Annotated in this window: 12 protein-coding genes; 8 read left to right on the top strand and 4 right to left on the bottom strand. The window is 39.6% G+C overall.

Features of this window, described 5'->3' with window-relative positions; translation table 11 throughout:
- The first annotated feature begins 176 nt into the window (after positions 1–176).
- The 4 genes from trmB to DUT68_RS11015 all read left to right on the top strand — a co-directional run bounded on the left by trmB (position 177) and on the right by DUT68_RS11015 (position 2,091).
- On the top strand, positions 177–827 hold the full coding sequence (trmB, locus tag DUT68_RS11030; RefSeq protein WP_113638255.1) for a tRNA (guanosine(46)-N7)-methyltransferase TrmB: 651 nt from the start codon (positions 177–179) through the stop codon (positions 825–827).
- A 36-nt stretch (positions 828–863) separates the two neighbouring features.
- On the top strand, positions 864–1,190 hold the full coding sequence (locus DUT68_RS11025; RefSeq protein WP_113638254.1) for an MGMT family protein: 327 nt from the start codon (positions 864–866) through the stop codon (positions 1,188–1,190).
- Positions 1,191–1,266: 76 nt separating this feature from the next.
- On the top strand, positions 1,267–1,608 hold the full coding sequence (locus DUT68_RS11020; protein ID WP_113638253.1) for a carboxymuconolactone decarboxylase family protein: 342 nt from the start codon (positions 1,267–1,269) through the stop codon (positions 1,606–1,608).
- Between the two features lie 168 nt (positions 1,609–1,776).
- Complete coding sequence (locus DUT68_RS11015; RefSeq protein ID WP_113638252.1) at positions 1,777–2,091, top strand: hypothetical protein; 315 nt, start codon at positions 1,777–1,779, stop codon at positions 2,089–2,091.
- A gap of 79 nt (positions 2,092–2,170) precedes the next feature.
- On the opposite strand, the gene DUT68_RS11010 is transcribed toward DUT68_RS11015, so the two are convergent.
- Positions 2,171–2,848 carry a hypothetical protein gene (locus DUT68_RS11010; RefSeq protein WP_113638251.1) on the bottom strand — a complete coding sequence of 226 codons (678 nt, stop codon included), beginning with the start codon at positions 2,846–2,848 and terminating at the stop codon, positions 2,171–2,173.
- A 71-nt stretch (positions 2,849–2,919) separates the two neighbouring features.
- The gene (locus DUT68_RS11005) at positions 2,920–3,690 is read right to left on the bottom strand and encodes a hypothetical protein (RefSeq protein WP_113638250.1); all 771 of its coding nucleotides are present in this window, start codon (positions 3,688–3,690) and stop codon (positions 2,920–2,922) included.
- A gap of 138 nt (positions 3,691–3,828) precedes the next feature.
- On the opposite strand from DUT68_RS11005, the gene polA reads away from it, so the two are divergent.
- Entirely contained in the window at positions 3,829–6,630 is a 2,802-nt protein-coding gene (gene polA, locus DUT68_RS11000; protein ID WP_113638249.1) for a DNA polymerase I, read from the top strand.
- A gap of 919 nt (positions 6,631–7,549) precedes the next feature.
- On the opposite strand, the gene panD is transcribed toward polA, so the two are convergent.
- A complete protein-coding gene (panD, locus tag DUT68_RS10995; protein ID WP_113638248.1) occupies positions 7,550–7,900 on the bottom strand; it encodes an aspartate 1-decarboxylase in 351 nt (116 codons plus the stop codon).
- A 69-nt stretch (positions 7,901–7,969) separates the two neighbouring features.
- On the bottom strand, positions 7,970–8,818 hold the full coding sequence (panC, locus tag DUT68_RS10990; protein WP_113638247.1) for a pantoate--beta-alanine ligase: 849 nt from the start codon (positions 8,816–8,818) through the stop codon (positions 7,970–7,972).
- Positions 8,819–8,965: 147 nt separating this feature from the next.
- Between panC and DUT68_RS10985 the strand changes: the two genes are divergently transcribed.
- The 3 genes from DUT68_RS10985 (at position 8,966) to glmS (ending at position 13,577) form a co-directional block, all read left to right on the top strand.
- Positions 8,966–9,790: a glycogen/starch synthase gene (locus DUT68_RS10985; protein WP_113638435.1), complete on the top strand. Its 825-nt coding sequence runs from the start codon at positions 8,966–8,968 to the stop codon at positions 9,788–9,790.
- 25 nt (positions 9,791–9,815) lie between these two features.
- Positions 9,816–11,273 (top strand): DUF4270 domain-containing protein, encoded by a 1,458-nt coding sequence (locus tag DUT68_RS10980; protein WP_113638246.1) that lies wholly within the window; start codon positions 9,816–9,818, stop codon positions 11,271–11,273.
- 465 nt (positions 11,274–11,738) lie between these two features.
- The gene (gene glmS / locus DUT68_RS10975; RefSeq protein WP_113638245.1) at positions 11,739–13,577 is read left to right on the top strand and encodes a glutamine--fructose-6-phosphate transaminase (isomerizing); all 1,839 of its coding nucleotides are present in this window, start codon (positions 11,739–11,741) and stop codon (positions 13,575–13,577) included.
- Positions 13,578–13,617 lie beyond the last annotated feature (40 nt).

The following is a 13,617-nucleotide window of genomic DNA, read 5'->3' as shown; positions in this document are numbered from 1 at the left end:
GAAATTACATTGTTTATTAATCCTATTTTAGAGTATGACACGCAAGAAATGTTTCAGCCCCAAGCTGGTAATTTTTATTTATAGCGCAAGGTCTTAATTAAAAACCTAATCACCAACTCAGCTAATGAAGCGGTTTAACATTTTAATCTTACTTTTGTGCATTATTAAAAACAGCAGTGGGCAAAGATAAACTCAGAAAATTTGCGGAAATAAAAACTTTTCCGAACGTTTACGAACTTGATGAAGCTAAGGCGTTAAAAGGCAAATGGGCCGTATCGCATTTCAAAAACAATAATCCGGTAGTGTTGGAGCTAGCCTGCGGAAAAGGGGAATATTCAGTTGGCTTAGCCAGGCTTTTTCCGGAGAAAAATTTCATTGGGATTGACCTAAAAGGAAACCGAATTTGGCGTGGAGCCAGAACAGGCGTTGATGAAAATATTGGAAATTTGGCGTTCTTACGTATACAGATTGAAGATTTGTTGGATTATTTTGGAGAAGATGAAATTGACGAGATTTGGATTACGTTTGCTGATCCGCAGCCGCAAATTAGCAGAGAAAAGAAACGACTGACCTCCCCTAACTTTTTAGCCAAGTACAAACCTTTGTTGCGTGAGGGTGGAAAAATCAACCTTAAAACAGATAACGACGGATTGTACAGCTACACCAAGGAAAAAGTTGAAGAGCTAGGCTTAGTAACACACAAGGACACCAATCACTTGTACCAATCTGATTTAGCAGACGAAGTGTTATCCATTAAAACACATTACGAGCGCATCTATCTTAAAAAGGACAAAAACATTAATTATATTCAGTTTTCGTTTAGTTAGGTATACCGTTATTAAGTACAACGGAAAGGAGAGCAAATGGACACTAATTTTTACGAACAAGTTTACGAAGTGGCAAGATTAGTACCAAAAGGCAGGGTAACTTCTTACGGTGCCATCGCCAAGGCTTTGGGTGTTGCTAACTCCTCACGCATGGTGGGGCATGCCATGGCCTATGCTGGGCAAGCTAGTCCTAAAGTGCCGGCACATCGCATAGTGAATAGCAGCGGTCTGTTAACCGGTAGGTTCCACTTTTCGCCGCCAAACTTAATGCAAGAACTTTTGGAGCAAGAAGGTGTTGTGGTGGTGAACGATAAAGTGAAGAATTTCAAGCAGGTGTTTTGGGATCCGTTGCAGGAACTGTAACGTACGAAAGTCGATAGTACGATGGTATTATGGCATATTCAATCATTCAAAATTTAATCATTTATTCATTTTTAAAATGGGAAAACTAGTAGAGGATTTTAACAACTACAGATCAAAAATGAACGAGCGGGTTATGGAAACCGCTAATACCAATATCAAAAGGTTTTTCGCGTTAGACACCACCTCGTATGCGGAAGGTGCGCTTAACGTAAAAACAAAGGAAATGTTGGGTTTGGTAGCATCAATGGTGCTGCGCTGCGACGACTGTATCAAGTATCATTTAGAAAAATGTTTCAACGAAGGAGTAACAGATGAGGAAATGAACGAAGTGTTTATGATTGCTAATTTGGTTGGTGGTTCAATTGTAATTCCGCACTACCGCAGGGCAGTTGAATTTTGGGACGACTTGAAAAAGTAGCGGGCCAATTTTCACCCCGGGTTTATCACGATTGGTTGTGGAAATACATCCTCAAAATGACCAACTTAAGCCCTTGTAATTATAACGCTGTAGTATAAAAACTGCTAAATTTTGCTTTAATTAGCTTTGGCATATTATTTTATAAGGAAGATGTATCTATCATGCCTTATGAAAAACAATTTAATTATTTTTTGTTTTTTGCTGTGCCTATTTTCAAAAGTTAAGGCACAGCAAAAACATTTCTACACTTACCAGTACAGCCCAAACATTAACAAAAAGTCTATTTCAGGAACTATTACTAAAATTAGCAACTCCACACTTGATGGCGTAAAATTAACATGGATTCATATCGGAGATACAGTAATCCATGTGTGGGATAAAGACTTAAAAAAGGAAATGCAACAAGGAAAGATTTTCTCCTTTAATGGCATCCAAAAACTCACAGGCGTAAAAAAGCATCTTAAACCTTTAGCCAATAATTAAACCTCGTGGCACGTCTTTTCAACAAAACGCTACCCAAAGCTCACGGAGTTTTATGAATTTAAAGTTTTGGCCAACAAACTTACTTTACTGATTCGTTGTAGGATTTCACCAGGGCAATAAGTACTTTATCATCAAAGCTTTCTGTGGCTTTAATGCTTTCCGTTAGTCCTTCATCGCCAGTGAGTTTTTGCAACAACAATGCTTTGGTTGCTGCCGTACGCGAACCATCAACGGCAATTTCCTGCATAGGGCCAGTGCCGGGCTTTTCGATAAAGTAAAACTCCTTAGGTTTCGGCGCAGCTCCTGCTGGGCGCTCAACGCCACCACGTCCGCCGCCAAGGTTGATGCTAACACCACCGCCTACACCGCCCATTCCGCCGGTTCCCATGCCAACACCAAATGCAGGCCTAACTTTTTGCCTAGGTTGCGCCACAGGTTCATCTACACCAGAAGTGCCGCCAACGCTATATAAGTTCACTTTACCACTTTCTATCAACCTAAAAAACTTGATTACGCCCTTTTTGCCAACAATAAAAGGTTTGCTCACGTAAGTATCCCCGTTCCATAAAAACGATTGTATATCCTTGGCTTTATACTCCTTTAATCCTTGCTCTTCAATTTGTATAAAAACAGATTCGTAGTTAGTCCCTTTAATTTCGCCCCTAACAAAATTCCCCTCACTAATGAGTACCGCATCCTGAGCTTTAGCAGCAACTACAAGCAAGCAAAAAACAACCAATAGCTTTAAAGTTTTCATGCCCAAATTAACGGAAAATCTGTATCATTGTTATCTACCATAACATTAATTAACATATTAAAACTAACAAGTTAAGGTTTAAAATAGTCGTCTAATTTACCTTTCGCAAAATCAGGGTGTACTTTAACAAAATTTGCATAGCTGGCTTTCATCTTTTCGTATGCATAAGCTTTCTCATTTCCCAAATCTTTTGCCATTGCATAAAATTTGTTAAACATATAACTCCGCATTAAAAATCCAATTAGCGTCTTGTCCGCTTCTTTATCTTGCATTACGGGCATTAATTGATCCTGATCAACTAATAAATTTTGAAAGGAATAGGATGACAAGTAGCTTAAAATTTCGCCAGCATGTAGTTTTAGCGCCTCACCGTCTTGCGCTTGATTAATCTCCTGTATTTGTTGCAAAATTGGCTCAACTTCGTCTTTTAGCAAATTTGAATTCAATGCAATTAATCCTTTTGGTATATAATATTTCTCGGAGGTTTTGTATGGATCTACGTATAACCGCAACGTGTCTTTAGTCGTTGGATTCACCAAAGTATAACAGTCAACAATTCCTTTACTGCCTCCCTTGGTGCTAAATCTTTTTGAAAAATCTATTCTACCCCCATTTGGCCAGCGATAGGAGTTATAGAGCTTTCTCATTCCATTTGCACGGCTCCCTGCATCTAACAAATTGATAAAGGCGCCACTTTCAATTGGTTTTTCTATACTTCCGTACAGAGGCATTTCTTCGTTTGTCACATTTTCAAACTGCAATACTTGCATAATTTTAGCATACTGCGCACTCGCAATTTTAACAGCGCAAACAGCGATAAGCGTTAATAGCGTTTTTCTCATCATATCAAGGTTTAAAAATTAGATGCTCAATGATATAAAAATCCACAAGCATCAAAAAATAAATTATATGCCTAGCCTTTGCTCATATTCTATAACTTTACAAGATTAAGTTTTCTAAACATCGAAAGACATTAAGCAATGAGCAATAAAAAACTTTTCCTTTTAGATGGGATGGCGCTAATCTACCGGGCGCATTTCGCCTTGAGCAAAAACCCACGTTTTACATCAACTGGCATTAATACTTCGGCCGTAATGGGCTTCACCAACACGCTACTAGAGGTATTAAAAAAGGAAAAGCCTAGCCATATTGCAGTAGTTTTTGATACTGATGCCCCTACGGAACGACATACTGAATTTGAAGCTTACAAAGCACACCGCGAGGCAATGCCAGAAGACCTCTCAAAAGCCATTCCGTATATCTTTAGGTTAATCGAAGGATTTAACATCCCGGTGATTACCAAAGATGGTTACGAAGCTGACGACATTATTGGCACTTTGGCTAAAGAAGGAGAAAAGGCTGGTTTTCAGGTATATTGCATGACTCCCGATAAGGATTTTGCACAGCTAGTATCAGAAAATATTTTCATCTACAAACCTGCCCGTATGGGTAACGATATGGAAATTTTAGGCGTTCCTGAAATTTTAGCCAAATGGGAAATCGAAAGGGTTGATCAAGTGATAGATATTTTGGGCCTTTGGGGCGATGCCGTGGACAACATCCCGGGCATTCCGGGTATTGGCGAAAAAACTGCTAAAGCGTTAATTAAGCAGTACGGCAGCATGGAAAATATCTTTGCCCATACGCATGAACTTAAAGGAAAACAAAAAGAAAACATCGAAAACCATGTGGAACAAGGGCTCATCTCCAAAAAATTAGCTACAATTATTTTAAATGTACCTATTGAGTTTAACGAGCAGCAGTTATTGGTTGAAGAACCTAGCAAAGAATTGCTTGAACCCTTGTTTGCCGAACTGGAATTTAGAACCATTGGAAAGCGTGTTTTTGGCGATAACTTTAGTGTAAATGAAGGTAAAGGCGGACAGCAAGATTTATTCGGCAATTCGGTTTCTGTTACCATTAAGGAGCCTGAAAACCAACCTTCGCTTTTTGATACTCCAATTGATGCTAAAAACATCGACAATACACCACACGATTATCAATTGGTAGCAACTCCCGAGGCTAGGGCAGCATTGGTAACGCTCTTACTACAACAAGCCAAAATCTCTTTCGATACTGAAACTACAGGGGTAGATGCCAATTTGGTTGACCTGGTAGGATTATCATTCTCCATTGAGCCTGGTAAAGGATATTACATTCCCACGCCAGAAAACAGAGAAGAAACTTTAGCGATACTAGAAGAATTTAGACCCGTTTTTGAAAACGAAACCATCGTAAAAATCGGTCAAAATATAAAGTACGATTTATTGGTATTGAAATGGTACGGCATCGACCTAAAAGGCGAGCTATTTGATACCATGCTGGCACATTACCTAATTGATCCTGATACCAGACACGGCATGGACGTACTATCTGAAAACTATTTGGGCTATACACCAATTTCTATTACCAAGCTCATTGGACCAAAAGGCAAGGGACAACTCAACATGAAAGATGTTCCGGTAGAAAAAGTAGTAGATTACGCCGCTGAAGATGCTGATGTAACGCTGCAATTGGCCAATGTTTTTGAACCCATGTTAGCGGAACGAAATGCAAGTAAATTAGCTTCGGAGATTGAAAACCCATTAATTTACGTATTAGCCGATATGGAAAAAGAAGGGGTGCGAATTGATGCTGAAACACTAGCTAACTATTCGGCACAGCTTCAAGAAGAGATTTTAAAGGCCGAGCTTTCAGTATATGATAAAGCAGGGCTGAAGTTTAACTTAGCTTCACCTAAGCAATTGGGCGAGGTGCTTTTTGATCATTTAAAGTTAGATCCAAAAGCGAAGAAAACGAAAACCGGACAATACCAAACCGGTGAAGATGTGCTTACCGCTCTAGCTGCAAAAAGCGACATTGTACAGGATATTTTGGATTTCCGTCAAATGCAAAAGCTAAAATCCACTTACGTTGATGCACTCCCTTTATTAGTTAACCCACGTACTGGAAGGGTACATACCAGCTACAACCAGGCGGTAGCGGCTACCGGCAGGTTAAGTTCCAACAATCCTAACCTTCAAAATATCCCTATTAAAACTGATAGGGGCCGCGAAGTGCGTAAAGCATTTATCGCTCGTGATGATGACCACATCTTACTTTCTGCGGATTACTCGCAAATTGAGCTGAGGATTATCGCCGAAATCAGCAAAGAAGCCAACATGTTAGATGCCTTTTTGAACGGCATTGATATCCATACCGCTACCGCCGCCAAAGTGTACGGCGTGAGCATTAACGAGGTAACCTCTAACCAACGTAGAAATGCAAAAGCGGTTAATTTTGGAATTATTTACGGTCAATCCGCATTTGGCCTTTCGCAAAATTTAAACATCCCACGTAAAGAAGCTGCAGAAATTATTGACCAGTACTTTATCCAATATCCTGGCATCAAAAACTACATGAGCGACACCATGAATTTCGCCCGCGAAAATGGTTATGTGGAAACCATTATGGGACGCCGCAGGTATTTAAGAGATATCAATTCGGCCAACATGACGGTTAGAGGCTACGCAGAACGAAATGCCATCAACGCACCCATCCAAGGTTCAGCTGCAGACATGATCAAAATTGCTATGATCAACATCCATAAAGATATGGCAGCACAAAAATTGCAATCAAAAATGACCATGCAAGTGCATGATGAGTTGGTTTTTGACGTAATAAAAAACGAAAAAGAACAGGTAAAGGAAATTATTACCCATAGGATGAAAACCGCTATAAAAACAGAAGTGCCCATAGAAATTGAAATTGGTGAGGGCATAAATTGGCTAGAAGCGCATTAAGTAGATTTATTAGTCTCCAACAGCCAACTGAACCGGAGCGTTTTTAAATTTTGGAGCATAATTTTATGTTTTGAAAAGCAATTGCCGTGGTTATCTGTTACTTCAGTCCCGCTTTCCGTTACAATCTTTTGCTTTTTTTCGTCATTGCGAGGCACAGCCTGCTCCGATAATTCGGAGAAGTAATCTGCAGCAAAAGTATTTTCACTTCAATCGGGTTTAGTTAACAAAATTTCCTGCAATACACAAACTTCAACAAAGCTCTAAAAAACGGGGACACCTTCGCGTTCTCTGCAAAACTCTTTTTTACCTCTGCGTAAAAAAAATAAACCGCAAAGCACACAGGAACGCAAAGAAAACCTCAAGATTTAACCAAGAATACCTTCGCGTTCTTTGCAAAACTCTCTTTTTCCTCTGCGATAAAATTAAACCGCAAAGCACTCAAAGAAACGCAAAGAAAACTGAAGATTTAACCAAGAAATACCTTCAATCTCTGCAAAACTCTCTTTTTCCTCTGCGCTAAAAAAATAAACCGCAAAGCACACAGCGAACGCAAAGAAAACTGAAGATTTTAACCAAGAAATACCTTTGCGATCTCTGCAAAACTCTCTTTTTCCTCTGCGTTAAAAAAAATTAAACCGCAAAGCACACAAGGAACGCGAAGAAAACTGACGATTTAACCAAGAAATACCTTTGCGATCTCTGCAAAACTCTCTTTTTTCTCTGCGTTAAAAAAAAAACCGCAAAGCACACAGGGAACGCAAAGAAAACTGAAGATTTAACCAAGAATACCCCGCTCTTCGAGATTTGCAATCTCGAAGCACTATCGCAGGATTTTAAATCCGAATTTTACAATTGGGTTCATTAAATCAGAAACAGCTTACAAGAAAGCCGTTGTTTAAGCAGCTACCAATTAGACGTACTACTTTAACAACCTATTGTTGTCATCAGGAAACACCAAAATAGGTTGGTATTTTTTGGCTTCTTCAATAGGTAAAGAACCGTATGACATGATAATCAATATATCACCAACCTGTACTTTTCGAGCAGTTGCGCCATTTAAGCAAACTGTACCGGTTCCTCTCTCACCTCTAATTACGTAAGTTTCAAAGCGTTCACCGTTATTGTTATTCACAATTTGCACTTTCTCGTTAGCAATAATGTTCGCCGCATCCATCAAATCTTCGTCAATAGTAATACTACCAACATAATTCAATTCAGCTTGAGTTACCCTAACGCGGTGTATTTTCGATTTTAAGATCTCGATAATCATGCAGCAAAGTTAGCAATTAAGGTTGAAGGTAAAAAGGTAAAAGGCATAAGGCTACATTTAACCGACAAACTAGTTGATAATCACATTGTCAATCAACCTCGTTTCTCCAACTTTGGCTGCTATTAAAGCTACCGTATTATTACTTGCCTTTTCTTTAATTGGCAAAAGCGTATCTCCGTTTACGATAGTCAAATAATCTAATTCTACCCCTTCTACGCTACTAATCATTGCTTTTGCCTGTTCAACTAATCGGTCAATAGGTTGCGTCGTGTAATTTTCTTCGATATAAAAAAGCGCTTTACTCAATGCTAAGGAATGTTCCCTATCGGCTTTGTTAAGGTGAATATTTCTGGAACTCATGGCCAGTCCGTCCGTTTCCCTAATAATTGGACAAGTAACAATATCCACCGCTAAACCAAGCTCCAATACCATGTTTTTAATCATCAGCACCTGCTGAAAATCCTTTTGGCCAAAAAAAGCAACTTCAGGTTTTACCGCATCAAAAAGCTTATAAACAATTTGGGTAACGCCCTGATAATGCCCCTTCCTAAACTCGCCTTCTAGCACAAATTCTGCCGGCCCCAAATCAATCTTCCAGTTTTCTGGGGTTGGGTAGCTTGGGTACATCTCTTTAACCGACGGCATAAAAACAAAATTGCAACCGGCCTCAGTTAACATCTTGATATCATGCTCCAAAGGCCTCGGATATTTTTCCAAATCTTTAGGATCAGTAAACTGTGTTGGATTTACAAAAATACTGCAAACCACGATATCGGCCTGTTTTTGCGCCGCTGCAATGAGCGATAGGTGACCATTATGTAATGCGCCCATGGTAGGTACCAATGCTATTTTAGCTCCGCCCTGCCTTAAAGGCGTTAACGTTTGCTGTAGCTCGGTTATGGTGGCTATGACTTTCAATATCTGAATTTAATTTAAGGGTGCTAAATTGTGTAATTATTCGATACTTACAAAGCCCCAAACGCAATATCTTGATAAATATTAATATTTTCCGTACCTTTGCCCCTTGATAATCTTTAAATTAACTGTAATTTATAATATATGGAGATGGCAAAAACGAAGCTACTGATTATTACCCACGAGATGTCGCCTTTCCTCGAACTTACCAAAATTTCTGAAATTACACGCCAATTACCTCAGGCTATGCAGGAAAAAGGATTCGAAATCCGCATCTTGATGCCTAAGTTTGGCAACATTAACGAAAGAAGAAATAGGCTACACGAGGTGATCCGATTATCAGGGATGAACATCATTATTGATGACAACGACAACCCTTTGATCATTAAAGTGGCGTCTATACCAGCGGCTCGTATGCAAGTTTATTTCTTGGATAACGAAGATTACTTCCACAGGAAATACGTGTTTAGGGATAAAGAGAACAAGTTCTACGCAGACAACGATGAAAGAACCATCTTTTTCTGCAAAGGAGCCTTGGAAACGGTTAAAAAACTAGGCTGGTCGCCTGATGTGGTACACTGCCACGGCTGGATGACTGCTTTAGTACCTGCTTATATCAAAACCACTTACAAAAACGATCCTACTTTCAAAAATGCAAAAGTGGTTTATTCGGTTTACGAAAACTGTTTCGATGAAAAATTGAACCCAGAATTCCACAAAAAAGCAATCATGAACCACATGACTGGTGCCGATACCGAAGCTTTCGCCTCAGGTGATTGCAACAGCTTGCACATTGGTGCTATTACACATGCTGATGCGGTAGTTTTTGCTGATGAAAAAATAGACGAGGCCGTGTTAAAATTTGTTAAAGATTCTAATAAGCCAACTTTAGCCTTTAACTTAACCGAAAATTACGACAACTTCTATACGTTTTACGAAGAGGTTGCTAATGATGAGTTGGTTTCGATAGCATAGTAAAAGGCTTTATTTAAGTATAAATATGAGATTCTTCAAAATAGACTTATTAACCTTGTTGATAAGTCTTTTTCTTTTCGCTTCTTGTGAGCGTACTTCAACCATAGGTTTGGAAGTTGACCCTAGTAGTAGTGTACAGGGCGGCCTGTTAGATACAGCAACCGTAACTTCAAGAACCATCCAAGAAAATGCAGCGGCTACAAACGGTCTTTCTACCTATCCTTTTGGCTTTCTTAAGGATCCTGTTTTAGGAACAACCGAAGCCAGCTTAGCCTTAGGCGTAAATATCCCCAGTGAATCATTCAGCTTTGGCACCAATCCGGTATTGGACTCTGCTGTATTGGTATTAAATTTCGACAGCGAATTTTATGGTGATAGTACGGCAAATTATAGCATTGATGTACACCAGCTGAGCAACAACCTTTCTAAGGAAACTTCTTACCTCAGCAACCGCAGCTATGCTTTCGAAAGTACAACTTTGGGCAACTACTCAGGCAGGATTTTCCCTAAAACACCTTTCAGAGTAACCGATGTGCTTACCGGCGCTCCAGATACCGCAATGACAGTAAAACCGCAATTGCGATTGAAATTAGACAAAGCAGCCATCACCACTAAATTGTTAAATCTAGATGCTACATCTTTGAAATACAATTCTTATTTCCAAAGTGCATTCAAAGGTTTGCATGTACAAATTAGGCCAAGCTCACAAGCTAATTTAGGCAATGGGGGTGTAATGTTTTTCAATTTCGCTGCACAAACGGCTACTACTTCAACCTCGGGTTTGGTGTTATATTTCAGAAGACAAAACGCAAGCACCACTACTTTAACCGATACCGTATCTGTTAACTTTCCTATTTCAACGGCACTTGGTAGCGCCGCTGCAACTAGCATTACGCACAATTACAGCACTGCCGTTCAAAACCAATTAAACGCACCAACTACTCAATTTGCTACTACTTACCTACAACCGCTAGGTGGCTTAAGAAACAAATTGACTTTCCCTTATTTGAAAAAAATGAAGCAGGAAGTTGGTCCAATGGTAATTAACAAAGCAGAGTTAGTGATTGATTTAAGTTCGGCAACAGACGTAGCCCCATTTAGAGCAGCTCCACGTTTAGCTTTATACAAAAATGATATTGCTGGGCAAAGAAAAAACATTCCCGATAATGACCTCGGTGATGGCTATACCTATGCCGGCGATCCTAGAGCAAACAGCTCTGTTTTCGGCGGATATTTTGACTCCGTTAAAAAGAGATACGTTTTTGTGATTACAGCTTACGTGCAGGATTTATTGGATGGCAAAACCGAAGATTATGGCACTTATCTAGGTGTGATACCAACAACAGCAACTACCACAAACTACTATTTGGCAGCTACAAACTTCGCAACTGCGGGTCGTGCTGTAATTGGCAGCTTCAAGAAAAATCCAGCAGCTGGCGACAACTTAATTAAGCTCAATATCTATTATACCAAAATCAATTAATAGCATTTAGTTTTAAAGATATATTAGGCCTTAGGAAAATTTCTTAAGGCCTTTTTATTTACGCCCATCGCAGCAGCACAAATCACCTTTAGTACAAGCTAACGAGTTTCATTCAAATTGTTCCACTTCATCTAATTCATCACTAAAACAGCTACATTTTCTGAAAAAATTTTCTTTTTTTTTCAATAACCGCAAATAGACACATTATCTCGTAATCACGCCACAATAACCAGCGCAAAAACAAAGCTAATAATTTGTTTACCAAACACTTAAACACAATTCGATTTATTGCGCCATTGCGGCATTTCTGCACTTTCTTGAAGATTCCCGCAAGAGCTTACAACGGCTATAAATGATTTTCTTCCTACTCAAAAACAATCTGCCTCAAATTCAGCGCAAACGTTTGATTTAATCGGGGTAAAGAGATACTTTAGGGCGATTTTTTATTTAAAAACACCCTAATTTATGTGCGGAATTGTAGGCTATATCGGTTTTAGAGAAGCATGGCCAATTGTATTAAAAGGATTAAAAAGACTTGAATATCGGGGGTACGACAGTGCCGGCATCGCCCTTATCGATAACAACCAACTTAACATCTACAAAAAAGCTGGAAAAGTAAAAGAACTTGAAGATTTTTCGGTTGACAAAAACCTATCGGGAACCATTGGAATGGGGCACACCAGATGGGCAACACACGGCGCACCTTCAGACAGGAACTCCCACCCGCACACCTCACAAAAAGGCAACCTCAGTATTATACACAATGGCATTATAGAAAATTATGCCACCTTAAAAGAAGAGTTAGCGGCCAGAGGACATTCATTTAGCAGCGACACAGACACGGAAGTTTTAGTGCATTTGATCGAGGAAATTTATCAAAATGGCAACGTTGAGCTCACTGAAGCGGTTCGTTTAGCTTTAAATGAAGTGACGGGAGCTTACGCCATTGTAATTATGGATGAGGAAAATCCTGACCAGTTAATCGCTGCAAGGAAAGGTAGTCCAATGGTTATCGGCGTTGGGCAAGGGGAATATTTTATTGCATCTGATGCTACTCCTATTATAGAATACACTAAAAATGTAATTTACCTTAACGATAACGAAATTGCCTTTTTAAAACGTGATGCACTTGAAATTAAGCGTTTAGACAATGTGATTCAAACACCATACATTCAAGAATTGGAGCTAAAACTCGAAATGCTTGAAAAAGGTGGCTATGAACATTTTATGTTAAAGGAAATTTACGAGCAGCCCAGATCCATTCGCGATTGTATGAGGGGACGTATTTATCCGGAGGAAGGCAAAGTACAGTTAGGCGGCATCAAAGAGTTTGCCGATAAGCTTAAAAATATTGACAGAATTATTGTGGTAGCTTGCGGCACTTCGTGGCACGCAGGTTTAGTGGGCGAATATTTAATTGAAGAATATGCCCGTATTCCTGTAGAAGTAGAGTACGCTTCGGAATTTAGATACCGCAACCCTATCATCACTGAAAAAGATGTGGTAATTGCCATTTCCCAATCGGGAGAAACTGCAGACACCATGGCCGCTATTGAAATGGCCAAAGAGAAAGGCGCCACTATTTTCGGTATTTGTAATGTAGTTGGGGCTTCCATTCCGCGTATTACCCATGCAGGCGTTTACACCCATGCCGGACCAGAAATTGGCGTAGCATCTACAAAGGCATTTACCGCACAAGTTACAGTGCTAACCTTAATGGCGTTTTACATGGCGCAACAAAAAGGTACGTTGAACAACTCTAAACTTACCGAATTACTTACTGAGTTAGACTGCATTCCGGATAAAATACAAACGGCCTTACAATCGAACGAATTGATACAGGAAATTGCTGCCAAATTTAAAGATGCTAGAAACTGTTTATTTTTAGGAAGAGGAAGTGGTTTCCCTGTAGCTTTGGAAGGTGCCCTGAAATTAAAGGAAATTTCTTACATCCATGCTGAGGGTTATCCAGCCGCCGAGATGAAACATGGCCCTATCGCTTTAATTGACGAAGAAATGCCAGTGGTATTTATTGCTACTAAAAATTCATCGTACGAAAAAGTAATAAGCAACATACAAGAAGTAAAAGCTAGAAAAGGGCAGGTGATTGCCATTGTAACTGAAGGCGATACCGAAGTTAAAAAAATGGCTGATTACTGCATTGAAATTCCTGACGCAAGCGAAGCATTTTTGCCTTTGTTGGCTACCATTCCGCTGCAACTCTTATCGTACCATATTGCTGTAATGAGGGGCTGTAATGTTGACCAGCCTAGAAATTTGGCAAAATCCGTAACGGTGGAATAAGTTATTCTCGCTGCCAGCAGTTGAAAGGCTAGTTCCGTTA

Source organism: Pedobacter zeaxanthinifaciens (genome assembly GCF_003313335.1).
Taxonomy (GTDB): Bacteria; Bacteroidota; Bacteroidia; order Sphingobacteriales; family Sphingobacteriaceae; genus Pedobacter; species Pedobacter zeaxanthinifaciens.
This window is presented reverse-complemented; position numbering and strand designations above follow the sequence as displayed.

Excerpts from the sequence above, each read along its gene's own strand:
- DUT68_RS10980 (WP_113638246.1), top strand. The coding sequence starts at position 9,816 with ATGAGATTCTTCAAAATAGACTTATTAACCTTGTTGATAAGTCTTTTT.
- panD (WP_113638248.1), bottom strand. The coding sequence starts at position 7,900 with ATGATTATCGAGATCTTAAAATCGAAAATACACCGCGTTAGGGTAACT.
- glmS (WP_113638245.1), top strand. The coding sequence starts at position 11,739 with ATGTGCGGAATTGTAGGCTATATCGGTTTTAGAGAAGCATGGCCAATT.
- DUT68_RS10985 (WP_113638435.1), top strand. The coding sequence starts at position 8,966 with ATGGCAAAAACGAAGCTACTGATTATTACCCACGAGATGTCGCCTTTC.
- DUT68_RS11010 (WP_113638251.1), bottom strand. The coding sequence starts at position 2,848 with ATGAAAACTTTAAAGCTATTGGTTGTTTTTTGCTTGCTTGTAGTTGCT.
- polA (WP_113638249.1), top strand. The coding sequence starts at position 3,829 with ATGAGCAATAAAAAACTTTTCCTTTTAGATGGGATGGCGCTAATCTAC.
- DUT68_RS11020 (WP_113638253.1), top strand. The coding sequence starts at position 1,267 with ATGGGAAAACTAGTAGAGGATTTTAACAACTACAGATCAAAAATGAAC.
- DUT68_RS11025 (WP_113638254.1), top strand. The coding sequence starts at position 864 with ATGGACACTAATTTTTACGAACAAGTTTACGAAGTGGCAAGATTAGTA.
- DUT68_RS11005 (WP_113638250.1), bottom strand. The coding sequence starts at position 3,690 with ATGAGAAAAACGCTATTAACGCTTATCGCTGTTTGCGCTGTTAAAATT.
- DUT68_RS11015 (WP_113638252.1), top strand. The coding sequence starts at position 1,777 with ATGAAAAACAATTTAATTATTTTTTGTTTTTTGCTGTGCCTATTTTCA.